Raw genomic sequence first — 24,800 nt, 5'->3', positions numbered from 1 at the left:
AGGATAAAAAGTGCCCGAATGGAGAAAGGACCCGCTGGTGAAACGGTGGGTAGTTATTGCTACCGAACGGGGGAAGCGCCCTACCGACTACAGGGTGCCAAGAGACGAAAAAAAAGGGGGGCGCTGTCCTCTCTGCCCGGGACATGAAGGGGATACGCCGCCGGAGGTCCTGGCTTTCCGGCACGGGGGTACGGCACCGGATACCCCGGGCTGGTGGATCAGGGTGGTTCCAAACAAGTTTCCCGCGGTTCGTCCGGAAGCTCAGGCTGGAGTGCGGCGCCATGGCGTCTACGAAGTGATGGATGGGCTGGGTGCCCACGAAGTGGTGGTGGAATCTCCGGGCCATATAGCCAACCTGGATGCTGTGGATGAGCGCCAGCTGGAGGAAGTGATCTGGGCCTGGCAGCACCGTTCCCTGGAGCTGCGCCGGGACCCCAGATTAAAATATATCCAGATCTTTAAAAATTTTGGCCAGACTGCCGGGGCATCCCTGGAACACACCCATTCCCAGATACTGGCAATGCCTATGGTTCCGGTGGATGTGGAGGAAGAAATGGAAGGTTTTAAAAATTACGCCCGTTCTGTGGGACGTTGTATTCTCTGCGATGTGGTGGCCCAGGAAGTTTCCGAGCGGCAAAGGATGGTTCTTGAAACCGGTGCCTTCGTTAGCTTTGCTCCCTATGCTTCCCGCTTTCCCTTTGAGACATGGATCGTACCCCGGGAGCACCAGCATGATTTTGCGATGATCCGGGAGGAGCAGGTACGGGATCTGGCCAGGGTACTGCGCAGCACCCTGTTGCGTTTAAGCAGGGTCCTTAACAACCCGCCTTTCAATATGGTCCTGCATACCGCTCCTGTCAACGAGCCCGATACGGCTGGCTATCACTGGCACCTTGAGATCATGCCCAGGTTGACGATTATGGCTGGTTTTGAGCTGGGTACGGGTTTTTACATCAACCCCACGCCGCCGGAGCTGGCAGCGCAGGTTCTGCGGGAAGAGGAAGCTTATTTACCACCACCGGCTTACGCCGGGGCAGAAAGGGAGGCAGTACGGTATGTTTGACCGGCCGTTGAAAATACTGCTCGTATCGTCTGAAGTGGTACCCTTTGCCAAGACAGGAGGGCTGGCCGATGTGGCCGGCTCCCTTCCCAAGGCCCTGGCTACCGTGGGCAATGATAATCTCGGCAACGACGTCCGGGTAGCCATGCCCCATTACAAGGGAATTGAAAAATCCGCCTACCGCATGGATTTCCCGGTATTTTTCAACAAACGGGTCGAGACGGCTATCATCAGGGAAAGTACCATTGAGGCCCATTACCAGGGTGAACATCGCATCATTCCGGTGTACCTGGTGGATAATCACCACTATTTTTACCGGGATGGCATGTATATGTTTCCCGACGAGGCGGAACGCTTCGCTTTCTTCTGCCGGGCGGTACTGGAGATGTTACCGCGCCTCAACTGGCAACCGGATATAATCCACTGCAACGACTGGCAGACCGGGCCCATCCCCTTTTTCCTGAAGGTGCGCTATAATCAGGACCCCTTTTATAACCGGATAGCAACGGTTTACACCATCCACAACTTGCAATACCAGGGTAATTTCCCCAAAGAAACCCTCGAGCTTTTAGAGATAGGGGAGGAATATTTTACTCCCGAATTAATTGAGTTTTACGGTACAGTTAGCTTTATGAAAATGGGCATCCTGTTTGCCGATGTCATCAGCACGGTCAGCAAAACCTACGCCGCCGAGATTCAGCGGCCGGAAATGGGAGAACGGATGGATGGCCTGCTGCGCAAGCGTTCCCACGACCTGTACGGGATAATTAACGGCATTAATTACCACGAATTTAACCCCAGAACCGATCCCCGTATTCACCGCAATTACGACTGGGAGAGCATTGAAAACAAGAGGGAAAACAAATATGCCCTGCAAAAGGAAATGAACCTGCCCGTAAGGGATGTTCCGGTGCTGGGAATGATCTCGCGCCTGGTGGATCAAAAAGGGCTCGATCTGATCGCTCAAATTGCCGACCGGCTGCTGGCCCATGATGTGCAGTTTGTGGTACTGGGCAGCGGCGACCGCCGGTATGAGAATATGTTCAGGGACATTCACAACCGTTACCCTGAAAAAGCGGGAGTTTATATAGGTTTTAATGCCATCCTGGCCCAGCGCATTTATGCCGGTGCCGATATGTTTCTAATGCCCTCCCGTTTTGAACCCTGTGGTCTCGGACAATTGATTGCCATGCGCTATGGAACCATTCCCATTGTCCGGGCAACGGGCGGGCTGGCTGATACAGTTCATGATTACAATCCGGCCACCGGTTCCGGAAACGGCTTCACCTTCTCCGAATACGATGGAGAGGCCCTTTACCAGGCCATCCTGCGGGCCCTCACCCTGTATACGGAGCAACCTCAACAATGGCGGGCGCTCATCAGGAGGGCCATGGAGCTTGACTTTTCCTGGGCCCGTTCGGCAGTGGAATACCTGCAGCTCTACCAGGAAGCTTTGAGCAGGCACCTGGCCAGGGCGAAAATCGCGTGAGTCTATTCAAGGCCATTCCTGTCGGGGGATGGCCATATTTTTTTATTTACACTTCCAGATGGCGTTGTTAAAATATTGAGAGTAGTTGAATAATTCTAACCCTTTCCTCTTTTATTCTTCAAAAATATCCAGTTTTTTCAGGAAGGACCGTGGTAAACAGTGAGATTTCATTCTCCCGGGGTTGCCCATTTTACCACAGATCACATTATTGGCCTCAGTCCCCAGATGCTTGATCTCAAGGAAACCCTGCTTAAAATTGCTCCCCGCAATTCAAATGTGCTCATCACCGGGGAGAGCGGTACCGGAAAGGAACTGTTTGCCCGGGCGCTGCATGCGGCCAGCTTACGACGAGCAGGTCCCTTTGTAAAAATAAACTGTGCGGCTATTCCCGATACTCTTGTAGAATCGGAGCTTTTTGGTTATGAAGAAGGGGCCTTTACCGGCTGCCGGAAAGGGGGGCAGCCCGGTAAGCTGGAACTTGCTCACCAGGGAACGGTTTTCCTGGATGAGGTGGCGGAACTCTCCTGGCCCATGCAGGCCAAGCTCCTGCGCTTCCTGCAGGAACGTGAGATACAAAAACTGGGCAGCAGGCGTTCCATATACGTTGATGTCCGCGTGGTGGCCGCGACCAATGTTAACCTTGAACAAATGGTTAAATATAAAAAATTCCGGGAAGATCTTTTTTACCGCCTGAACGTGATTAATTTACACATTCCCCCTTTAAGAGAACGCAAAGAAGATATACCCCTGCTGGTGGAAGCCTTTATCCAGAAGTTCAACCTTTCTTTTAAGGCCCGGGTAAGTGGAGTTGCTCCGGAGGTGATGAACGCCTTCATGCAGTATTCCTGGCCGGGAAATGTTCGCGAACTGGAAAATTGTTTGGAACGCGCTTTTAACCTGATAGATGATAATAAAGTTATCCAGCTGCACCATTTACCTGCTCACCTGTATTCCCTGTCCGGTGAAAAACAACCGCTCCGTGACACGGGGCTTCCCGGCCAGGTTACGCAGGCATTCAGGCAGGGGAAAACCCTGGTTGAGATTTTGGAACAGGTGGAAAAGTATATAATCTTGCAGGCCCTGGTCGAAAGCAAGGGAAACAGGGCCAGGGCGGCCCGGCTGCTGGGGATTTCCCGGCCCGGCCTGTATAAGAAATTAGTTAAATATAACTTGATGTAAATAAATATAAACAGTTTCTTTGTTCCCCGTCCCACCCTTTATTCTCCCGGAAAAGCCGGAGATATGCCGGGTAAGGGTCCCGGCTGGTGTTAAGTTTGTTAACACCAGCCGGGACCATGTCTGGAACATATGCAACTGGGGCTTGAATTTTGATATCTCGCCCCCATTTTATGGTTACTGGCAGTTGAAAAGCGGCCTGCTACTCTTGATTTGCATTAAAAAATGGGCCGGGTGACAAAACCGGCCGGGAAAGGGGTGCGTTGTTCGAGCAGGCCCGTCACCTTTTACGGGGGCAACAGGACCAGTTAATAATTTTCTTCCGGGAGGGGTGTGAGATGGATTTTGACCTTACCAGAGATCAGCGGCTTATTCGTGATGTGGTGCGGGAGTTCGCCCAGAAAGAAATTCTCCCCAGAGCAAAAGAGATCGACCGGAGCGGCCAGTTCCCTCTGGATATTATAAAGAAGCTTGCAGAGATGGATCTCATGGGTCTGCCCTTTCCTGAGGAATACGGAGGTGCCGGAGGAGATTACGTCAGCTATTGCCTGGCTCTAGAAGAAATTACCAGGGCCTGCGCTTCCACCGGCCTTACCTATGAGGCACATATTTCCCTCGGCTGCATGCCCATTTATCTATTCGGCACACTGGAGCAAAAGCAAAAATACCTGGTACCCCTGTGCCGGGGAGAATGTCTCGGTGCTTTCGGGCTCACCGAGCCCAATGCCGGTTCGGATGCCGGTGGGACCCAGACCACGGCAGTGTTAGAGGGAGATGAATGGGTGATAAATGGCTCCAAGTGTTTCATCACCAATGCCAGCTACGCCCGCTTTATTACCATTACAGCGGTTACTGACCGCAGTAAAGGTAAAAGGGGCATCAGTGCCTTTATCGTGCCTGCCGACGCTCCCGGTTTGACTATAAGAGCCGGCTACGAGAAGCTGGGTATGTCCGGATCCAATACCACAGAATTGTTCTTTGATAATGTGAGAATTCCCAGGGAAAATCTCCTGGGCCAGTTAAACCATGGCTTCAAGCAATTTCTGCAGGTGCTCGATGGCGGTCGCGTGGCCATTGCGGCCATGGCCGTAGGTATTGCCCAGGCCTGCCTGGATGCAGCCCTGGAGTATGCCCGGCAGAGGACCCAGTTCGGGCAAAACATTTCCAGGTTCCAGGCCGTATCTTTCAAGCTGGCTGATATGGCCACCAACATTGAGCTGGCCCGGAACATGTACCTGAAGGTTGCCTGGTTGAGGGATCAGGGACGGCCCTATACCAGGGAGGCGGCCATGGTCAAGCTGTTTGCATCAGAAATGGCTACCCGGGCTGCCCTGGATGCCATCCAGATACATGGAGGATATGGTTATATGAAGGAGTTTTCGGTTGAGCGCCATCTGCGGGATGCCAAGCTGCTGGAAATTGGGGAAGGCACCTCCGAGATCCAGCGTCTGGTCATTTCCCGGGCGCTGGGTTGTTGAGGCGTGGTGAAAGTGGGGGGTAGAGGTGACTCGCGGGTTTCACAGGAAGATCATCCCTCCAGGTATTCCCCTGACCCGCCGGCAGAAAAAGGCTGCCGGGGAGGCCATTGTCAGCTTGCTGGGACGTGTTCCCGGAAGTATTTCCGAAGTAGCTGAACATCTGGGGCTGGACGAAAAAGTAACTGAACAGTTATTGCAGGATCTGGTCAGGCGCGGGCGGGTGCAGCAAAAACCCGGGGGCATATTTACCCTGCACGATCCCTTAAGTAAATGGTGGGAAAGCAGGGATAGTTGCTAGGCTCTTTTTTCCCGAACCCCGGCCGGGAAGGCGAAGTAAAAAGAGTGGGAGGTGAAAAATGAATTTTTTCCCCGGCCGGGGTTTTAAAAAATCAAAATAGTTCGAAAAAAGGAGGTATGGTTGGTGATCGAGGTAAGGCCAGAGGAGTTAAAGATGATTAAGGAGAGCAAACTTTATTATCCCGAACCCGGAAAAGTAAAAGAGTCAGTCCTGGGCAGTGTGGATGCTTTTAATGAACTGCTCCGCAAATCGTGGGAGGAACCGGAAAAATTCTGGGCCGACGTGGCCAGCGAGCTTTACTGGATCAAGCCCTGGGAAAAGGTTATGGAAGGGGAAATGCCGCATTTCAAGTTTTTTGTCGGCGGCGTTACCAATCCCTGCTACAATCTTATTGACCGGCACCTGGAGAAGGGCGCAGATAACAAGCTGGCCCTGATCTGGGAGGGGGAAGACTATCAGAGCAAGTTTTATACCTACCGGATGCTGCACAGCGAGGTATGTAAATTTGCCAATATTCTTAAAAGTTTCGGCCTGCAGAAGGGTGACCGGGTGGCCATTTTCCTGCCCAACCTGGCGGAAACAGTAATTGCTGTTCTGGCCTGCTACCGCCTGGGAGTGCTGTTTAATACCATATTCTCGGGCTTTTCCGTACGGGCCCTGCGGGACCGGCTTATTAACTACGAACCCCAGCTGGTTGTCACTGCCGACGGCGGCTACCGTCGCGGCCGGGAAATTCCTTTGAAACCAAAGGTGGATGAAGTAATTGAGGATATGCAGAGCATCCGGGCTGTGGTGGTGGTAAAGCGTACCGGTTCGGAGGTATACATGAAGGAAGGACGTGATTACTGGTGGCATGAATTGATGGCCGGGGTATCCCGGCAGTGCCCGCCTGAACCCCTGGAGGCCAATGAGCCCGGGTTGGTATTTTATACCAGTGGCACCACGGGCAAACCCAAGGGTATAGTACATTCAAGCGTAGCTTTTGTGGTAAATAATTATGTTTACGCCAAATTCCATATGGATCACCATCCCCATGATATGTTCTGGTGTACCGCCGATATCGGCTGGTTGACCATGCATATATGGGGAATTGCAGGTGCCCTGTCCAATGGGGTAACAACCCTGTTTTACGAGGGGGCTCTGGACTACCCCCGGCCCGACCGGTTCTACCAGATTATCGACAGGTACCGGGTGAATAAGCTGTTTACTGCCCCCACCGCTATCCGTATGCTCATGCGGTACGGAGAAAGCTGGATGGAGCCTTACGACCTGTCCTGCCTGGATGTTCTATCCCTGGTGGGGGAACCGTTTAACCCGGAGGCATGGCACTGGGCCTATGAAAAACTGGGCCGGAAGCGCATTTACATTAATAATACCTGGGGCCAGACGGAAACTGCCGGCTGCCCGCTGGCCGGGGCAGCCTGGTTAACGCCCATGAAACCCGGTTCCTGCGGCATTCAATTTTTAGGCGCGCAGCTGGATGTGGTGGACGAGGAAGGAAAACCGGTTCCCCCTGAAACACCGGGCAACCTGATCATCAGGCGCCCCATTCCCATGATGGTACGTACCCTGTGGAGGGAGCCGGAGAGGTATATCCAGGAGTATTTCAGCCAGGTGGAAGGATGCTATTACACCCATGATGCTGCCATCAAGGACAAGGACGGCCATTTCTGGGTTACCGGCCGGATTGATGATGTTTTCAACGTGGCCGGCCATCGCCTTTCGACCATGGAAATGGAGAGTGCCATTATTGAATGTGAGGGGGTAGCTGAAGCGGCGGTAATTGGTGTTCCGGATCCCATTAAAGGGTTGATTCCCGTGGCCTTTGTCACCCTCCGGGAGGGTTATCAGCCCGGTCCCGAAATGGAGCAGGCAATTAAAAATAAGGTCATAGAAAATATCGGCAAAATTGCCGTTCCCGGAGCCATTTACTTCACCCCGGTCATGCCCAAGACTCCCAGCGGCAAGATCATGCGCCGCCTGCTGAAAGAAATTATGGTCAGCGGTGAGATCAAGGGTGATATTACCGGTCTGGAAGATATAGGTGCGGTGGAGCAGATCAAAAGCATTGTGGCGGCCAGGAAAGCGGGAAAATAGTTCTTTTACCTGGTAACGCTAAAAAACATGTATAGTAATATTTACACTGCATTAAACGGGAGCCGGAGTTAAATATCTGCTTTAATCGTTGCTGCCGGTATTAAAATTTTTTATACGTGGTGAGGATTTCGGTGCAAGCAATTCTAAAGAAGCTAAATAGTCAGAATAGTGGTTTAATTTTTGCATGGTGAAATTTTCGGCACTCAAATAAAGGGGGGTGACGGGGTCTTCTAAGGACTTAAAGGGAACAGGTGGTAGAAAGGGCATCCTGTATGGAAGGGGCACCTGGTAAATACGGTTGCGGGGTTGGTAAAAACAATCCCGCAACCGGGTATTAACTTTAAACTATCTTTTCAAGGCTGTGAAACCTGATAAAGGAGGAAGCAAAGTTGAGCCAGCACAACATGGTGGATTATGAAAAAACCTACGCGGAGTTCAGGTGGGAAAAGCCCGAATATTTTAATTTTGCCCGGGATGTTATTGATAAATGGGCTCAGGATCCCGCTAAGCTGGCCATGCTCTGGGTGGATGATGAGGGTAACGAGGTGCGCAAGACTTTTTATGAATTTTCCGTCGCTTCCCGGCGGGCGGCCAATGTCCTGCGGGAGCAGGGGGTCAAGCAGGGCGATGTGGTAGTGGTTATTCTGCCCCGGTTGATTGAGTGGTGGGAGATCAACCTGGCCTGCCTGCGCATGGGCGCGGTAGTCAGTCCCGGTACCACCCAGCTTACTGCCAAGGATATCAAATATCGCCTGGAGACAGCGGAAGCGGTTTGTGTTATTACCGATAACGACGTTGCTCCCAGGGTGGACGAGGTTATAGGGGAATGTCCCACGGTTAAGTCCCGCATTATCGTGGGCGAGCCACGCCAGGGCTGGCTGAATTACAGGGAAGCAGTGGCCAGGGCCAGTGACAATTTTACTACCGCAAATACCAGGAGCGACGACAATGCCATCCTGTATTTCACCTCGGGAACGACGGGTTATCCTAAGATGACGGTGCATACCCATGCCAGCTACCCGCTGGGCCATATAATAACCGGTAAGTACTGGCTGGACCTGCGCCCGGACGATTTGCACTGGAATTTAAGCGATACCGGCTGGGCCAAGGCAGCCTGGAGCAGCTTCTTTGGCCCGTGGAATATGGGGGCGGCCCTGTTTGTCCACCATTCCCCCCGCTTCAGTCCAAAGAAAACCCTGGAATTGTTGCAGAAATACCCCATTACCACCCTTTGTGGAGCGCCAACTAACTACCGGATGATGGTGCTGGAAGATTTAAGCCAGTACAAGTTCACCACCCTGCGCCACTGTGTCGGTGCCGGTGAACCCCTGAATCCGGAGGTCATTGAGGTCTGGAAAAAGGCTACTGGCCTTACCATCCGTGATGGTTACGGCCAGACCGAAACGGTGCTGGTTTGTGGCAACTTCCCCTGTATCGAGCCCCGTTTTGGCTCCATGGGCAAACCTTCCCCGGGTTTTGACGTCCAGGTTATTGACGAGGAAGGCAATATCCTGCCGCCCAACACCGAGGGCGATGTGGCGATTAGAGTAAAACCCGAGCGTCCGGTGGGGTTATTCAAGGAATACTGGAAAGATCCGGAAAAAACGGCCAGCGTGCACCGTGGCGACTGGTATCTTACCGGCGACCGGGCCTATAAAGATGAGGACGGCTATTTGTGGTTCGTGGGGCGCGCCGATGATGTAATCCTTACTTCCGGTTACCGCATTGGCCCCTTTGAAGTGGAAAGTGCCCTGCTGGAACACCCGGCGGTGGCCGAGTCGGCCGTGGTTTCCAGTCCCGACGAGATCCGGGGGGAAGTGGTTAAGGCTTTCGTTGTGCTGGCACCGGGTTACCAGCCCTCCGATGAGCTGGTGAAAGAGCTGCAGGAACACGTAAAGAAAGTTACCGCGCCCTACAAGTACCCGCGGAAGGTCGAGTTTGTTGAGTCCCTGCCCAAAACCATCAGCGGTAAAATCCGCCGGGTGGAACTGCGGGAACGGGAGTGGGCCGGTAAGCGCAGGTAGTGTTAGAGGAGCAAGGGGCCGGGTTAACACCCGGCCCTTACGGTTTTATCTTGCTTCTTTCCGGGAAAAGGAATATGCTATTGCAGGGAAGGTAAACAGGGGGAGCGAATGTCTAAAAAGGGGCCCTATGTTTACTTATGTAAACACTCCTTAAATAGACCGCAAAAGGCAAGCTTTTTCCCGGGGCTGCCCGTTGTTTTATGGGATGTATGATGTCTATATTGAAGGCACGTGTTGAAGGCCCTGGATTGATGGAGGGCGGGGTATGGATTGTTGGAATTGCTGCCCTTGCTGGTCTAGTTAGAGTTTTCTAAAAAGTCCGGCATGAAGCTTGCTAGGAATAATGATTAAAAGCCGTACCACCTGACCTGTAGCTAGGGGTTTAAAAGTAGGAGGAATTGTTGAAAATAAAAATCGGTTCAAAAAGGGGAGAGGTTTATGAATTTTATGCTTACGGAGGAGCAGGAATTGCTCCGGCAAACCGTCCGGGAGTTTGCCGAAAATGAGGTGGCTCCCAAAGCCGCCGAAATGGATGAAACGGAAGAGTACGATTGGTCTTTATGGGACAAGATGGCCGAAATGGGCCTGACAGGCATCCCCTTTCCCGAGGAGTATGGTGGGGCCGGCATGGATAACCTCAGCTATGCCATTGCAGTGGAGGAGTTAAGTCGGGTCTGTGCCTCCACGGGGGTACTTATCTCGGCCCATACCTCCCTGTGCAGCTGGCCCATATATGCCTTTGGTACTGAAGAGCAAAAGAAAAAGTACCTGGTTCCCCTGGCCGAAGGAAAAAAGATCGGTGCTCTGGGCCTGACCGAGCCTTCTGCCGGTTCCGATGCCGGGTCGGTAAAGCTGAGTGCCGTCCGGGATGGGGATGAGTATGTCCTGAATGGAACGAAAATCTTTATTACCAATGGAGGGCGGGCCGATGTTTATGTTATTATTGCCCGCACGGACCCCGACATGAGCAAAAAGCACCGGGGAACAACCGCTTTTATTGTGGAAAAGGGCACACCCGGGTTCACCTTCGGCAAGAAGGAACATAAGATGGGTATCCGGGCTTCTTATACTTACGAGCTGGTTTTTGATAACTGCCGTATTCCCAAAGAAAACATGCTGGGTAAAGAGGGTGAAGGTTTTAAAATTGCCATGGCCACCCTGGACGGGGGGCGTATCGGTATAGCCGCCCAGGCTCTGGGTATTGCCCAGGGGGCTTTCGAACAGGCCCTGGCATACAGTAAAGTGCGGGAGCAGTTCGGCCGCCCCATCAGCGCCAATCAGGGCATTGCCTGGATGCTGGCCGATATGGCCACCCGGATTGAGGCCGCCCGCCTGCTGGTATACCAGGCTGCCTTCCTGAAAGATAACCGGCTGCCCTATAGCAAACAGTCGGCTATGGCCAAGCTTTACGCTTCGGAGGTGGCCATGTGGGTAACCACCAAGGCAGTGCAGATTCACGGTGGTTACGGTTACACCAGGGAGTACCCTGTGGAGCGCATGATGCGGGATGCCAAGATTACGGAAATTTACGAGGGTACCAGTGAAGTTCAGCGCATAGTCATTGCCAATCATCTGCTCAAATAACTGACGTAAGGAGGGAGAAGATGAAGGTAGCAGTATTTACCAAGCAGACCTTCGACACGGAAGCCAAGATAACCCTGGACGCGCAGGGCAAGATCAACCAGGAAGGCGTCAGCCTGATCATGAACCCCTACGACGAATTTGCGGTGGAAGAAGCCCTGCGCATCAAAGAAAAGACCAGAGGGGAAGTAACGGTAATCAGCATGGGCGGGCCGAAAGCCCAGGACGTACTGCGCCAGGCCCTGGCCATGGGAGCCGACCGGGCGGTGCTGGTCACCCCCGAACTGGAAGAAATAGACGAATACACCACGGCCACCATACTGGCGCGGGTGCTCTCGCGCCTGGAATATGACCTGGTACTGGGCGGCTGGCGGGCCATAGATGACGGTTCCGCCCAGGTGGCGGGCCGGGTGGCGGAGATCCTGGGGCTGCCGGTGGTCAACATGGTGATCAAGCTGGAACTGGCGGACGGCAAAGTACTGGCCACGCGGGAAATAGAAGGGGGCAGCGAAGTGGTGGAAGTCCCCCTGCCGGCGGTGCTCACCGCCCAGAAGGGTCTGAACGAACCGCGCTACCCCACCATGAAAGGGATCATGCAGGCCAAGAAGAAGCCCATGGAAAAACTCACCCTGGGCGACCTGGGTTTCACCGCGGAAGAAGTGGCACCCAGGGTACGGGCCCTCAAATACTTCCTGCCCTCTCCCAGGGCACAGGGGAAGATCGTACCCGGAGAACCGGCGGAAGCAGCTGCCGCCCTGGTACGGCTGCTGCGGGAAGAAGCAAAGGTCATCTAAGGAGGGTGGAAGGAAATGGGGAAAGGAATCTGGGTTTACGCCGAACACAAAGATGGTAAGATTAAAAAAGTCACCTATGAAATGCTGGGTGCGGCCCGCCAGTTGGCCGACCGGTTGGGGGAAGAAGTGGCGGCGGTAATCATCGGCCACAACGCAGGGGAACTGGCGGCCGGCCTGGGGGAATACGGGGCCGACAAGATATACCTGGTGGAACACGAAGCCCTGGCCGGGTACACCACCGACGGGTACACCCGTGCGCTGGCCAGCCTGGCAAAAGAACACCAGCCCCTGGCCATTTTCCTGGGCTGCACCGTGCAGGGGCGTGACCTGGCGGCGCAGGTGGCCCAGCGGCTGCAGGCGGGGCTCTGCACCGACTGCACGGGGGTGGAACTGCAGGACGGGCAAATAACCTTCACCCGGCCCATATACGCGGGCAAAGCCTTTGTCCAGGCCCAGATACCCGAAGCGCGGCCGGTAATGGCCACCATCAGGCCCAACGCCCTGCCGGTGCCCCAACCCCAGGCGGGGCGCGCGGCGGAAGTGGTGACGGTGGCCGCGGAACCGGGCGACATCCGGCAGATAGTCAGGGACGTGGTGCGCCAGGTATCCAGCCGGCCGGAGCTCACGGAAGCGGACATCATCGTATCCGGCGGCCGGGGCATGAAAGCGGCGGAGAACTTCCGCATACTGGAAGAACTGGCGGACGTGCTGGGTGCGGCGGTGGGAGCCTCCCGGGCGGCGGTGGATGCCGGTTATGCGCCGCACAGCATGCAGGTGGGCCAGACGGGCAAAACCGTATCCCCGCAGCTGTACATTGCCTGCGGCATTTCGGGAGCCATCCAGCACCTGGCGGGGATGAGCTCCTCGAAGGTGATTGTGGCCATCAACAAGGACCCCGAAGCCAACATCTTCAAGGTGGCCGATTACGGCATTGTGGGCGACCTCTTCGAGGTGGTGCCCCTGCTGACGCAGGAGTTCAAAAAGCTCCTCGGCAAGGAGTAAGAGTGTTCAAGCCGTTTTACAGGATCGTTGAACCTTATATAACAGGAGGTATAGTTCCGTGAGTATTCCAGTTAACTCCCCTATGGTAGGCAAGCTTGTCTCGGTTGATGTTAAAATAGGTGATCAGGTCAAGGAAAACGATCCCGTGGCTACCATCGAGGCCATGAAAATGTACGTTAAAATTTACGCCCCGGCCAGCGGTGTAGTCAAAGAGATTAAGGCCAACCCGGGCGATGTGGTTAATCCCGATACGGTAATTTTAACTCTGGAATAAGTTAAAGCCAGGGCTTATAAAATTTTAGTATATTTCCATGTCCAGTGTAAAAAGCAGTTATTCCGGGAAGAGAGGCCTTCTTAAGCTTAATGTTAGGAAGGCCGCTCTCCCGTCCCGTTTTAGGCCTGACTGCAAGTGTCATTCTAATATATTTAAACATGAAAGCCTTTTAAAAAATAAAATATTCGAAACATTATAAAGATTAGATTAGTTTGGTATGTTTTAAAATTTAAAAACCAGATGGAAAGGAGGGAATTTCAGGGGTACTTTGCAGTTCTCATAGTTGCTTTAATACCAAATAATTATGCGAAGGAGGTTTTATGGAGGTGCTTTTCACGAAAAGGTTTAAGGTTTTATTAGCTTTAACGCTGGCAGTTTTGCTGGTTGTGACCTTAGCCGGGTGCGGCGGCCAGGGCGGCGGTAAAGTGCAGCGGTTGTCCATTGCCACCGGCAGTACCGGGGGAACTTACTATCCTTATGGCGGCGCCATGGCGGGAATAATTAACAAGCACGTTCAGGGTGTTGAGGCTACGGCCGAAGTTACCGGTGCCTCCGTGGAAAACGCCCGCCTGCTGGACAGCAACGAGGCACAAATTGCACTGATGATGAACGACGTTGTTTACCATGCCATCAAGGGAGAGCAGGCTTTTAACAAGCCCATGGAGTTGCGTACCCTGTTTGCCATGTACCCCCACTTTTTCCACGTGGTGACGTTGAAAGACAGCAAAGTTAATTCCATGGCCGACTTGAAGGGCAAAAAAGTTTCCGTAGGAGCGCCGGGTAGCGGCACCGAGACCATGGCCAACCAGGTGTTAAACGCCCTCGGCCTGAGTTACGACCAGTTCCAGGTATTCCGTTTGTCCTTTACCGAAAATACTGAAGCCTTGCGGGATAAGGTAATTGACGTGGGTATATGGTCGGTCGGCCCTCCGACGTCCTCCATCATGGATCTCGCCACCACGCACCAGATCAAGCTTTTGAGCTTCAGCAAGGAAGAGATGGCCAGGGTCCACGAGAAGTACCCCTATTACGGTGAGATGAAGCTGGAGGCCGGGACCTACAAAGGCGTCGACGAGGAAATAACGGCCCCGTCGGTATGGAACAGCGTGATGGTACACAAGAACATGTCCGAAGACCTGGCCTACAAGATTGTCAAAGCTATTTTTGAAAACAAAGAAGAAATCGTCCAGGTGTACTCCGGTGCCAAGTACACCACTCCCGAAAATTCCATCCAAAACGCTGTGGCGCCCCTGCACCCCGGTGCGGTGAAATACTTTAAGGAAATTGGGTTGGAAGTTCCCCAGCACCTTATTCCCCCGGAGATGAAGTAGTTTGATCAAAATCGGTAAATGTAAGGTTTGGGTGCCCGTGCCGGGCTTCTTCCTGATTTTTGTGTTGCTGGTGCCGGTGTTGGTTCTGCTGGGTTATCATATGGCTTCGCGACCACATATGCTGCTGGTGCGTGAGGTTAATTCAGGCCGTGAGTTACGGGTGGGCTACCTCAACCAGGGGGAGAAGTTTGAGATTCGTTACATACACTCCGTCGACCGCCTGCCCGTGTACGAAGAGTTTCAATTAATCAATGGCGAACTGGTTCTCACCGGCACCAGGTTCCTTTCTTTCGGAGCGGGGTTGGGGTACACTGGCGAGGGACTTCTGCGCGGCGAAGGCAAGTGGAACATTATCGAGGGCATGTACCGGCGAGTGGGTTCCCTGCCGTTGAGAGTAGGTACCATTGCCGACCACACCTTGCTTTACCGCGGGCGGGAAATTCACCTGAGCGACCACTTTGATGGGCAGGCGCTGGTGCGTATCGAAGTAAAATAGTTTTATTTGGAAAGGAGGAGCGCACTATGAGTGATCCCGCATTGAGCCCCAGCGGGGCAAGAAGGAAAAGGGATTTTCTAACTCCCCTTGCCATCACGGCCGTATCCCTGATCCTGACCTTCTTTCACCTTTATACTGCAGGTGTATCCATGCTTACGGCCTGGATACAAAGAGACATCCACCTGGTTTTGATCCTTATTATAGTGTTCCTGGCACTACCGGCACGCAGGGGCGGTGAACGGAACCGGGCCACCATTCTGGACTGGGTTCTTATTGCTTTAGCCCTGGCGTCGGGATCTTATATCGTGGTAAATTACCAGGATATCGTGCAGCGGTTGGGTGCGCCCAACACCTCCGACATTGTTTTTGGTATCATTATGATCGGATTGATTCTGGAAGCCACCCGCCGGGCCACCGGGTGGGTGCTGGTGATCATTGCCGGCACGTTTTTGCTTTATAACTTTATCGGGCCCTATATCCCGGGATTGCTGGGCCATAAGGGCTACTCTGTAAGCCGTGTTGTCTCCCAGATGTATTTGACCACCGAGGGGATATTTGGCGTGCCCCTGGGGGTTTCGGCCAGTTATATTTTCCTGTTTATTTTCCTGACCTCCATGCTGGAAAAACTGGGCATGGGCGATTTCCTGCTCAAACTGGCCATGGCCCTGATGGGCCGCTTTGCCGGGGGACCGGCCAAAACGGCCGTGCTGGCCAGCGGGTTCATGGGTTCCATTTCGGGCAGCGCGGTGGCCAACGTGGTGGGTACCGGTACCTTTACCATACCCCTCATGAAGCGCAACGGCTATCAGCCGCACTTTGCCGGGGCGGTGGAAGCCTGTGCCTCCTCCGGCGGGCAGCTCATGCCGCCCATTATGGGTGCGGCGGCCTTCATCATCGCGGAATTCCTGGGTATTCCTTACATCAACGTGGTGGTGGCGGCGATCATCCCGGCGCTTTTGTATTACCTGTGCGTTCTCTTTGGCGTTCACTTTGAAGCCTGCCGGCTGGGCTTAACCGGGTTACCCAGGGAGCAGTTGCCCAACGCCTGGAAGGTGTTGAGGGAGGGCGGCCATTTCCTGATTCCCCTGGTCGTCCTGGTCTACTTCCTGGCCGTGCTCCAGTACACACCCATCCGCTCCGGATTTTACGCCATTATCGCCATGTTCATTGTCTCCTTCTTTAATAAGGAAACCCGGATAAACTGGTCGCGCTTTAAAGAAGGAGCCGTGGCGGCTGCGCAAAATACGTGTACCGTGGCCCTGGCCTGTGCCGCGGCGGGCCTGGTGATCGGCAGCATCAATATCACGGGTGCCGGGTTGAAGATCTCCTCGTTCATTGTAGCCCTTTCCGCCGGCACCCTGTGGCTCGCGCTTTTGATGACAGCCGTGGTGGCCCTGATCATGGGCATGGGCCTGCCTACTACCGCCGCATATATCGTGACCGGTACCATGGCCGCGCCGGCGCTGATCAAGCTGGGCGTGCTGCCCCTGGCTGCCCACCTGTTTGTATTCTACTTTGCCATTATTTCCGCTATTACCCCGCCGGTGGCCCTGGCGGCCTATGCCGCGGCGGGTATTGCCAAGGACGATCCCATGAGAATAGGTTTCACGGCCTGTAAAATTGGCCTGGCCGCCTTTATCGTGCCCTTCATGTTTGCCTACGAGCCGACCCTGATCGCAGAAGGCGACTTCTGGCACATTGCCTGGGCCGTGCTGACTGCGGTTATCGGGGTAATGGCCCTGGCCGGGAGTACCATTGGCTTTGTGGTGCGGGCGGCCAGCGTGCCGGAGAGAGCCATGCTGCTGGCCGGTTCCCTGATGACCCTTTATCCGGGTATATACACAGATATCATCGGCTTAATCTTGATTGCTTTGGCCCTCGGTGCCAACATTATCAAGGGGAAAAAGCTGGTCGGGAAAGTTTCGGCCCGGAGCTTTATACCGTGATTGTGCGCACAATCCCGGCAGGTTGCAAATAAACCGGAGGTTAAAGATTAGGTCCCCCGCCAGTGGGGGCCTTAGTTTTTTTTGGCCGCCCTTTTCTTGCGGTTGGGTGCTGGTAAATGTTACAATATACCGTAGCATAATGCCAGGGGTTGTCCCTCGTGCTCCGGTGCTCCTTGCCGGCCTCCCCCCCCGGTCTAAACTTCGGCGTTTTATTTGACGTGACGCTTGTTAAAATAAACAACGAAAAAGTGGAGGGACCTATTTATTGCGTCTGACCAGGCGTCTTGCGGCCATTGCCGCCTATGTACCGCCCGGGGTGGTGGTGGCGGATATCGGGACCGATCACGCCCTGTTGCCCATCTATCTGGTGGCGAAGGGTATCTGTCCCAAAGCGGTGGCTACCGAGTTAAATGCCGGGCCTTACCGTAGCGCCCGTACAGCGGTTCACCTGCAGGGCCTGGACGGTAAAATTGATGTACGCCAGGGTGACGGCCTGCGCCCCCTTTTACCCGGGGAAGCTCAGGTAATTGTGCTGGCCGGCCTGGGGGGAAACACCATCCGGGAGATCCTGGCTGCTGCCCCGGAGGTGCTGGCCGCCTCCAGGCGATTGATCCTGCAGCCCATGGCGGATGCGGGGGATCTGCGGTTATGGCTGGCGGAGAATGGCTGGCGGCTGGTTGATGAAACGCTGGTGGAAGATGACGGCCGTCTTTATGTGGTTATGGTGGCCGAGCCAGGTCCGGAAAGAGTAACCGATCCCTTCATACTGGAGATCGGGCCCCGCCTGGTGGAAAAAAAACATCCCCTCCTCCCTGTGTACATACATAAATTAATATCTGAATGCCAGCATATTCTAAAATCCCTGGCCCGGAGTAACAGTCCCAGAACTGAAAATAAGTCCCGGGAAATTGCAGCCAGACTGGTCCGTTTGCAGGAGGTGTTAAAAAAGTGCCAGTAAGTGGTGCAAGCATTGCCAATATTATTGAAGAAATGGCCCCCCTGGAGCTGGCGGAACCATGGGACAACCCCGGCTGGCAGCTGGGTGATCCGGGGGCTCCAGTCCGGCGCATATTGCTCTGCCTGGATGTGAACGAGGCGGTATACCGGGAAGCGCTGGCAAGGGATGTTCAGCTGATTGTGGCTCATCACCCCCTGTTTTTTAAAGAGTTAAAACAAATCCGGACGGACCGGCCCGGTGGGGCACTGGTGGCCGGCCTCATCCGCGCCGGTGTTTCCGTTTATGCCGCCCACACCAATCTGGACCGCTGTCGCGGTGGAGTAAATGACGTCCTGGCCCGGCGCTTGCGGTTGCGGGATATCCAGGTACTGAGTTCCGGAAAGGAACAATACTTGAAACTGGTGGTTTTTGTGCCCCTGGATCACGTGGATGCGGTGCGCTCGGCCATCGGGGCAGCCGGGGCCGGGTGGATTGGGAATTACAGTGATTGCACCTTTGGGGTGGAGGGAACAGGTACGTTCAGGCCCCTGGAAGGGACCAATCCCTATATCGGCCGGCAGGGCCGCCTTGAGCAGGTAAGGGAGGTTCGGCTGGAAACCATCGTCCCCCGGAGGCTTGTGGAGCGGGTGGTGAGGGCTATGCTCGAGGTCCATCCCTACGAGGAGGTGGCCTACGATCTCTATCCCCTGGCCAACCAGGTCACCCCTTCCAGCGGTCTGGGAAGGATAGGGGTCCTGGAAGAAACGTTACCCCTGAGGGATTTTGTTACTTATGTGAAAGAAGTTCTCGAACTGCCTGCGGTACGCTGGGGAGGAGAAAAGGGACGCCCGGTTAAGCGGGTGGCCCTTTGTGGCGGCTCTGGCGGTGATCTCTGGACCAGGGCCCGGGCACTTAATGCAGACGTCTTCGTAACGGGGGATGTGGGCTATCATACTGCCCGGGATATGCTTGCGGCGGGGTTGGCTTTTGTGGATGCCGGTCACTTTGGTACCGAAAGGGTAATCCTGCCGGTCCTGCAGGAATATTTACTCCAGGCCTGCCGGGAAAGGGGTCTGGCTGTAGAGTGCTTGCTTAGCAATGCGGAAGGGGATCCTTATTTCTATCTTAAGTGACTCTTGGCGCGCCGATGGGTTGCTGCCCGGTTGCCCCTTACCGGTGCTACACGTTAGCTCAGGATAATACTGTTCCTTTCTGAACCACGAGCACATTATATTTACGGCCTACTAATGTATGGCCAGAATCCGGTGACCGGATGGTTGCCGGATTTTTTTGTTTTTAAAAGCATCTTCCGGATATGGCTTGTTAATCAAGCCATATCCAGCCTGATGGCAAAAATGGGTGGATTATTGAACTGTTTGCCTTGCAATTATGTGTGTTATAATAGGGGAAACATGGCAACTTATAAACTACGATAAAGTTGTCAGGTATCTTTTAGAAAAACTCTTGGGAGTGGTCTAATGAATAACCAGTTAAAGTTGTGGGAAAGGTGGCAGGTAACTGAAGAGGAATGGAACGACTGGCGCTGGCACCTGAAGCATCGCATTACCACCGTGGATGAGCTGACCCGGTTTATTAAACTTACTGCCGGTGAAATGAGGGACATTACAGCCTGCCTGAAAAAATTTCGCATGGCCATAACGCCCTATTATGCCGGCTTAATGGATCCGGTCGATCGTAAATGCCCTATACGGCTCCAGGCCGTACCGCAACCCGAAGAACTACAAACGGTGCCCGGGGATATGCGCGACCCCCTTCATGAGGAAGTCGATTCACCGGTGCCCGGGCTGACGCACCGTTACCCCGACCGGGTGCTCCTTTTGGTCACCGATTGTTGTTTTATGTACTGCCGGCACTGTACCCGCCGGCGGCTGACCGGCCAGCGGGACCGGGCCTTGCCCAAATCCCACCTGGACAGGGCCATTGCCTATATCCAGAACAATCCGCGCGTTCGAGACGTGGTGATTTCCGGTGGGGACCCTCTCACCTTAACGGATGAGCAACTGGAATACATTCTGCGCAAATTACGGGCCATTCACCACGTGGAAATCATCCGCATTGGTACCCGCGCTCCCGTGGTTCTGCCCCAGCGCATAACTCCGGAACTCTGTGCCATGCTGGAAAAATATCACCCTCTGTGGATTAATACCCATTTCAATCACCCCCGCGAAGTTACCCCCCAGGCAGCCAGTGCCTGTGCCCGCCTGGCCGGTGCCGGTATCCCCCTGGGCAACCAGTCGGTACTTTTACGGGGGGTAAACGACCGGCCGGACGTCATGCTCCAATTGGTGCATAAGTTACTGCAAATCAGGGTGCGTCCCTATTACCTGTACCAGTGCGATCTCTCCGAAGGAATAGGTCATTTCCGCACGCCGGTAAACACCGGGATAGAAATTATTGAAAGTCTGCGCGGTCATACCAGCGGGCTGGCCGTCCCCACCTTTGTCATTGACGCTCCGGGAGGAGGTGGCAAAATACCCCTGGGGCCGAACTACGTCTTATCCCAGGGGCAGGGGAAGATAGTCCTGCGCAACTTTGAAGGAAACATCCACGTCTACACGGAACCTGGCTGGGAGGAAAAGAGATACGCCGGCAAGGGCGCGGGAGTAGCCGGATTATTACAGGGAAAGGCGGTTACCTTCCAGGCAAACAAGGAGAGCAGGGTGGCCCAGGTCAAAGGGGGTACTTGACTTGGGTGACCGGATGATCAGGCATTATGGACCGGATTTTTGGGTGTCGGCCCGTTTGGACCAAACCAGCGAACGGATCTGGGTAATTGATTATCAGGCGGGGAATCCGGCGGCACTGCGCAGCTTTCTTAAGAAGCTGGCTTTAAGGCGGGGTATGGGTAAAATTATCTTTCCGGTCAAATCCGGCGATTTGCTCAAAATCCAGGGCGGCGGGTTTCATGTGGAAGGTATGATCGATGGTTATTTTCAAGGGGGGAATGCCTATTTCCTGGCAGCCTTCCCCCGGGCAGAGCGGAGAGACTCCAGGGTTTTAAACCAGGAACAAAAAGTGCTCCAGGAGATACTGGCCTGCAAAAAGGACTGGCGGGGTAGTTTGCCGCCGGGATTCACCCTGCGCCAGGCGGGAGGGGATGACATATTCCCCATGGCCAGGTTGTTCAAAAAGGTTTTCCGCAGCTACCCCACGCCGGTATATGATCCCTTTTACCTGGCCTGCTCCATGAAAAAGGGAGATCTTTTCATGGTTGTTTATCACGGTGACCGGTTGGCGAGCGTGGCGGCAGCCGAAATTCAATGTGAGCACCGCAGGGCCGAACTGACCAACTGTGCCACCGATCCCGCCTACCGGGGTATGGGTTTGAACAGCCTTTTGCTTTTGCACATCGAAAAACAATGCCTGGAACGCAATATTAACTGTCTTTACAGCCTGGCCCGGGCCTCGTCTTACGGAATGAACCTGGTCCTTCACCGCCTGGGTTATGTCTTCCGGGGCACGCTCATCAACAACTGCCACATTGATGGCGGGTTTGAAAACATGAATATCTGGGTTAGACCGGTGAAATAAGAATTGGATGAAAAAGGGGGACTAAAAGTGGGAAAAAATAAGTGGCTTTCTTTATTGCTGGGTTTTGTCTTTGCGCTGGTCATCCTGGCCGGCTGCAATTCCAGTGGTGGTACGGAACAGGAGCCTACTTTTACCTACGCCATGTCCGGCCAGTACCGTCCATTTAACTACTTCGACGAAAACAACCAGCTCACCGGGTTTGACGTGGAAATTGGCCGGGCCCTGGCCGAAAAGATGGGCATGAAGCCCGTACCCATAGCCACCCCCTGGGAAGGGTTGATCAGCGGCTTAAAAGCGAAAAAGTACGATGCCATTCTTGGTAGTATGACCATCACGCCGGAAAGGCAAAAGCAGGTGGACTTTTCCGATCCCTATTACGTTTCCGGCCCCCAACTTTTTGTTCGTAATGATTCTAATATCAAGAATATTCGTGACATAAAAGACAACACGCCCGTGGGCGTGCTGATCTCCAGTGTTTACGACCAGGAGGCCCGGAAATATACCAAAAACATCAAGAATTACACCAGTGATGTGACCGCCCTGCAGGATCTGGCCCGGGGGAGGGTGGAGGCGGTAATTACCGACCGGTTTGTGGGTACGATTGCCGCCCGCGAGCAAAAGCTGGACATCAGGCCGGTGGGGGATTTGCTTTTTGTTGAAAACGTGGGCATAGCCTTTCGCAAGGGTGATCCGCTTAGGGAAAAGGTAAATCAAGCCCTGGAAGAAATCAAGGCTGACGGGACCTATCTGGCCATCAGCAAAAAATACTTCGGTACCGATATAAGTAAGTAATATTGTATTACCCCGGTGCGCTGCCTGGATAGACATCACTTGCGGGAGGACGCAAAATGGACTTCTTGCATTATCTGGTAACCTCCATACCCTTTTTTATCCGGGCTGCGGCGGTTACGGTGGAACTCACCGCTACCGCCCTGGCTATGGGCATGGTTGTTGGACTGGTGCTTGCTCTCATGAAAATATCCGGGCGGAGATTCTGGCGTTATCTCGCCGACACGTACATTACTGTCATTCGCGGCACTCCCCTCATTGTGCAGCTCTTTGCCATTTATTTTGGCCTGGCTACCATTGTGGACTTTGGCAGCTTCTGGTCGGCGGCTATCGCCCTGGCCGTGCATAACGGGGCTTACATTGCGGAGATTTTTCGTGGCGGTATTCAATCCATTGACCGGGGACAAATGGAGGCTGCCCGTTCCCTGGGCATGAGCTACGGCCTGGCCATGCGCCGCGTTATATTACCCCAGGCCTTTAAGCGGGTCGTACCTCCTTTAGGCAACCAGTTTATTATCGGTTTAAAGGATTCATCGCTGGCCGCCTTCGTAACTATGAAAGAGTTGTTTGGTGTTTCCATGCAATTGGCTTCCACCCACTTTGCGGAGCTACAATTTTATACCATCGCCGGCCTGTATTACCTGGCCCTGGTTGTTCTCTTTACCTTCCTGGTCAACCGCCTGGAACGCCGTTTGAAAGTAGAAAGTTAAGGGGGAAGGGGAAATGAGCCTGGTCAAGGTGCGCAATCTCAATAAGTGGTTTGGTCGCCTGCATGCCCTCAAGGACGTCAACCTGGAGGTGCGGGAGGGGGAGGTGGCGGTGCTGATCGGGGCCAGCGGTTCCGGCAAAAGCACGCTGCTGCGCTGCTTGAATTTCCTGGAACAGCCCGAACAGGGCCAGGTTATATTTGACGGTAAAGTGATCGACCCCCGGCAGGATGACCTCAATCTTTTACGCCGGGAGGTAGGCATGGTCTTCCAGCATTTCAACCTTTTTCCCCATATGAGTGTGCTGGAAAATATTATCGAAGCACCAATTATGGTGAAAAAGGTGCCCAGGGAAAAAGCCATAGAAGAAGCACTGGCCCTCTTACATAAGGTGGGGCTGGCCGATAAGGTAGACGCCTATCCCTGTCAGCTTTCCGGCGGGCAGCAGCAGAGGGTGGCCATTGCCCGTGCCCTGGCCATGCACCCCCGGTTGATGCTTTTTGATGAGCCCACTTCAGCCCTGGACCCGGAGCTGGTGGGGGAAGTGCTGGCGGTAATGAAGCAACTGGCCAGGGAAGGCATGACCATGATCGTGGTCACCCACGAAATGGGTTTTGCCCGGGAGGTGGCAGACCGGGTGATCTTTATGGATGAGGGACGCATTGTGGAAGAAGGGGAGCCGGCCCAGGTTTTCAGCCGGCCACAAAAGAGCCGCACCAGGGATTTCTTGAGCAGGGTTCTCTGGAATTTCACTTAAATTCCCCACCACATTCATAGAAAAACTCCCTTTGCAGGCCAATTTGCGAAAGGGGGTTTTTCTTTGTTTTTTAATTAAACATTTTAAAAATCCCCGACCAGTCATATTTTTCCTGCCAAAAAAATACTTTTATTACAAACTTGTCCCGGGAGTGATCCGTCGTGGAGACATTTCTCAATAAAATGGTGTTAATTTATTTTACGGCCCTGGGCATCCTGCTGGGAGCATCGATGGTAGGTTCCCTGGCTGCCGTTTTGGTTCGGGAACCGCCGGTGATCACCATGCTTAAACTGGCCCGGGATATCAAAATCTGGGCCATTGCCGCCGCCATCGGCGGTACCTTTTCCACTTTTGAAATTTTAGAGAGCGGGCTTTTCCAGGGGGAAGTCCGCGCGGTGATCAAGCAGCTTTTTTATATTGTCAGTGCTTTGGCGGGAACCCAGACTGCTCACTATCTGATCCTGGCCCTGTGCGGAGGTAATAAATGAAAACTCGCTTAGTGGCGGCCATGCTGATAGGTATGCTTTCAGGCGGGGCCCTGGTCAATGCCCTGCTGGGACAGCAGGTGGACCGGCTGACCCTGGCCAACAACGAGCTGCAGGAAAAGCTGGCGGCTACGGAAAAGGAATTGCAGCAGGTTAAAGAAAACCTGGCCGGTCACCATCCTCAAACCATTACTGCTCTGGAAGTAAACGTTACGCTGGTGCAGGAAAAGGAGATACCTGGTCTGGATCAGGCCCGGGCTCGTCTGGTTATAGAAAATCACGTGCGGGAGTGGTTACATCCTTTACTGGGGCAGGAGGTGAGCCGCCTGGATCACCTGTTGATCCCCCGGGTGATTGATCAGCGCCAGGTGGAAGTGGACGGAAGACAATATGTTCTGGAAGTGAAACTGGTGGTGGTGGCCGAACGGACCATTATATACCTGGAAGCGTTGCCCCATAAGAATACCCCTGTTCCCGGCATGTCCCCGCAGTAAAAGGCCTGGCCTTACCCCGCGGGGTATTTATTT

At 54.0% G+C, this 24,800-nt stretch carries 23 protein-coding genes; all 23 read left to right on the top strand.

Annotated features, from left to right (window positions below; translation table 11 throughout):
* Positions 1-10 precede the first annotated feature (10 nt).
* The 23 genes from galT to BR83_RS0100820 all read left to right on the top strand — a co-directional run bounded on the left by galT (position 11) and on the right by BR83_RS0100820 (position 24,767).
* Complete coding sequence (gene galT / locus BR83_RS0100935; RefSeq protein ID WP_027355508.1) at positions 11-1,063, top strand: galactose-1-phosphate uridylyltransferase; 1,053 nt, start codon at positions 11-13, stop codon at positions 1,061-1,063.
* A complete protein-coding gene (gene glgA / locus BR83_RS0100930; protein WP_027355507.1) occupies positions 1,056-2,549 on the top strand; it encodes a glycogen synthase GlgA in 1,494 nt (497 codons plus the stop codon). Before galT ends, glgA begins: the two co-directional genes overlap by 8 nt.
* A gap of 159 nt (positions 2,550-2,708) precedes the next feature.
* Complete coding sequence (locus BR83_RS14635) at positions 2,709-3,728, top strand: sigma-54 interaction domain-containing protein (protein ID WP_051617710.1); 1,020 nt, start codon at positions 2,709-2,711, stop codon at positions 3,726-3,728.
* A gap of 335 nt (positions 3,729-4,063) precedes the next feature.
* Positions 4,064-5,203, top strand: a complete 1,140-nt coding sequence (locus BR83_RS0100920) for an acyl-CoA dehydrogenase (protein ID WP_027355506.1) — start codon at positions 4,064-4,066, stop codon at positions 5,201-5,203.
* Positions 5,204-5,228: 25 nt separating this feature from the next.
* A complete protein-coding gene (locus BR83_RS0100915; RefSeq protein ID WP_027355505.1) occupies positions 5,229-5,501 on the top strand; it encodes a hypothetical protein in 273 nt (90 codons plus the stop codon).
* A gap of 123 nt (positions 5,502-5,624) precedes the next feature.
* Positions 5,625-7,598: an acetate--CoA ligase gene (acs, locus tag BR83_RS0100910; RefSeq protein WP_207640162.1), complete on the top strand. Its 1,974-nt coding sequence runs from the start codon at positions 5,625-5,627 to the stop codon at positions 7,596-7,598.
* A gap of 389 nt (positions 7,599-7,987) precedes the next feature.
* Entirely contained in the window at positions 7,988-9,622 is a 1,635-nt protein-coding gene (locus BR83_RS0100905) for an AMP-binding protein (RefSeq protein ID WP_027355503.1), read from the top strand.
* A gap of 438 nt (positions 9,623-10,060) precedes the next feature.
* On the top strand, positions 10,061-11,206 hold the full coding sequence (locus tag BR83_RS0100900; protein WP_027355502.1) for an acyl-CoA dehydrogenase: 1,146 nt from the start codon (positions 10,061-10,063) through the stop codon (positions 11,204-11,206).
* 20 nt (positions 11,207-11,226) lie between these two features.
* Positions 11,227-11,997 (top strand): electron transfer flavoprotein subunit beta/FixA family protein, encoded by a 771-nt coding sequence (locus BR83_RS0100895; protein ID WP_027355501.1) that lies wholly within the window; start codon positions 11,227-11,229, stop codon positions 11,995-11,997.
* Positions 11,998-12,012: 15 nt separating this feature from the next.
* On the top strand, positions 12,013-12,999 hold the full coding sequence (locus tag BR83_RS0100890; protein WP_027355500.1) for an electron transfer flavoprotein subunit alpha/FixB family protein: 987 nt from the start codon (positions 12,013-12,015) through the stop codon (positions 12,997-12,999).
* A 58-nt stretch (positions 13,000-13,057) separates the two neighbouring features.
* The gene (locus tag BR83_RS0100885) at positions 13,058-13,273 is read left to right on the top strand and encodes a biotin/lipoyl-containing protein (protein WP_027355499.1); all 216 of its coding nucleotides are present in this window, start codon (positions 13,058-13,060) and stop codon (positions 13,271-13,273) included.
* Between the two features lie 326 nt (positions 13,274-13,599).
* Complete coding sequence (locus BR83_RS0100880; protein ID WP_157832936.1) at positions 13,600-14,604, top strand: TAXI family TRAP transporter solute-binding subunit; 1,005 nt, start codon at positions 13,600-13,602, stop codon at positions 14,602-14,604.
* Position 14,605: 1 nt separating this feature from the next.
* A complete protein-coding gene (locus BR83_RS16245; RefSeq protein ID WP_051617708.1) occupies positions 14,606-15,100 on the top strand; it encodes a DUF1850 domain-containing protein in 495 nt (164 codons plus the stop codon).
* A gap of 26 nt (positions 15,101-15,126) precedes the next feature.
* The gene (locus BR83_RS0100870) at positions 15,127-17,046 is read left to right on the top strand and encodes a TRAP transporter permease (RefSeq protein WP_027355497.1); all 1,920 of its coding nucleotides are present in this window, start codon (positions 15,127-15,129) and stop codon (positions 17,044-17,046) included.
* Positions 17,047-17,311: 265 nt separating this feature from the next.
* Complete coding sequence (locus tag BR83_RS0100865) at positions 17,312-18,004, top strand: tRNA (adenine(22)-N(1))-methyltransferase (RefSeq protein WP_027355496.1); 693 nt, start codon at positions 17,312-17,314, stop codon at positions 18,002-18,004.
* A complete protein-coding gene (locus tag BR83_RS0100860) occupies positions 17,995-19,116 on the top strand; it encodes a Nif3-like dinuclear metal center hexameric protein (RefSeq protein WP_027355495.1) in 1,122 nt (373 codons plus the stop codon). The genes BR83_RS0100865 and BR83_RS0100860 overlap by 10 nt, the downstream gene beginning before the upstream one ends.
* A 345-nt stretch (positions 19,117-19,461) precedes the next feature.
* Positions 19,462-20,691, top strand: coding sequence for a lysine 2,3-aminomutase (gene kamA / locus BR83_RS0100850; RefSeq protein ID WP_027355494.1), 1,230 nt, complete (start codon positions 19,462-19,464; stop codon positions 20,689-20,691).
* Position 20,692: 1 nt separating this feature from the next.
* Positions 20,693-21,535 carry a putative beta-lysine N-acetyltransferase gene (gene ablB / locus BR83_RS0100845; RefSeq protein ID WP_027355493.1) on the top strand — a complete coding sequence of 281 codons (843 nt, stop codon included), beginning with the start codon at positions 20,693-20,695 and terminating at the stop codon, positions 21,533-21,535.
* Positions 21,536-21,562: 27 nt separating this feature from the next.
* A complete protein-coding gene (locus BR83_RS0100840) occupies positions 21,563-22,327 on the top strand; it encodes an ABC transporter substrate-binding protein (RefSeq protein ID WP_027355492.1) in 765 nt (254 codons plus the stop codon).
* Between the two features lie 56 nt (positions 22,328-22,383).
* The gene (locus BR83_RS0100835; protein ID WP_027355491.1) at positions 22,384-23,034 is read left to right on the top strand and encodes an amino acid ABC transporter permease; all 651 of its coding nucleotides are present in this window, start codon (positions 22,384-22,386) and stop codon (positions 23,032-23,034) included.
* Between the two features lie 19 nt (positions 23,035-23,053).
* A complete protein-coding gene (locus BR83_RS0100830; protein ID WP_027355490.1) occupies positions 23,054-23,788 on the top strand; it encodes an amino acid ABC transporter ATP-binding protein in 735 nt (244 codons plus the stop codon).
* Between the two features lie 161 nt (positions 23,789-23,949).
* Positions 23,950-24,276 carry a YtrH family sporulation protein gene (locus BR83_RS0100825; RefSeq protein ID WP_027355489.1) on the top strand — a complete coding sequence of 109 codons (327 nt, stop codon included), beginning with the start codon at positions 23,950-23,952 and terminating at the stop codon, positions 24,274-24,276.
* Positions 24,273-24,767, top strand: a complete 495-nt coding sequence (locus BR83_RS0100820; protein WP_027355488.1) for a hypothetical protein — start codon at positions 24,273-24,275, stop codon at positions 24,765-24,767. Before BR83_RS0100825 ends, BR83_RS0100820 begins: the two co-directional genes overlap by 4 nt.
* Positions 24,768-24,800: the final 33 nt, after the last annotated feature.

The sequence above is a fragment of the Desulfofundulus thermocisternus DSM 10259 genome (assembly GCF_000686645.1).
Classification (GTDB): domain Bacteria; phylum Bacillota; class Desulfotomaculia; order Desulfotomaculales; family Desulfovirgulaceae; genus Desulfofundulus; species Desulfofundulus australicus.
The sequence above is the reverse complement of the archived record's forward strand: the minus strand, read 5'-3'. Positions and strand labels throughout refer to the sequence as shown.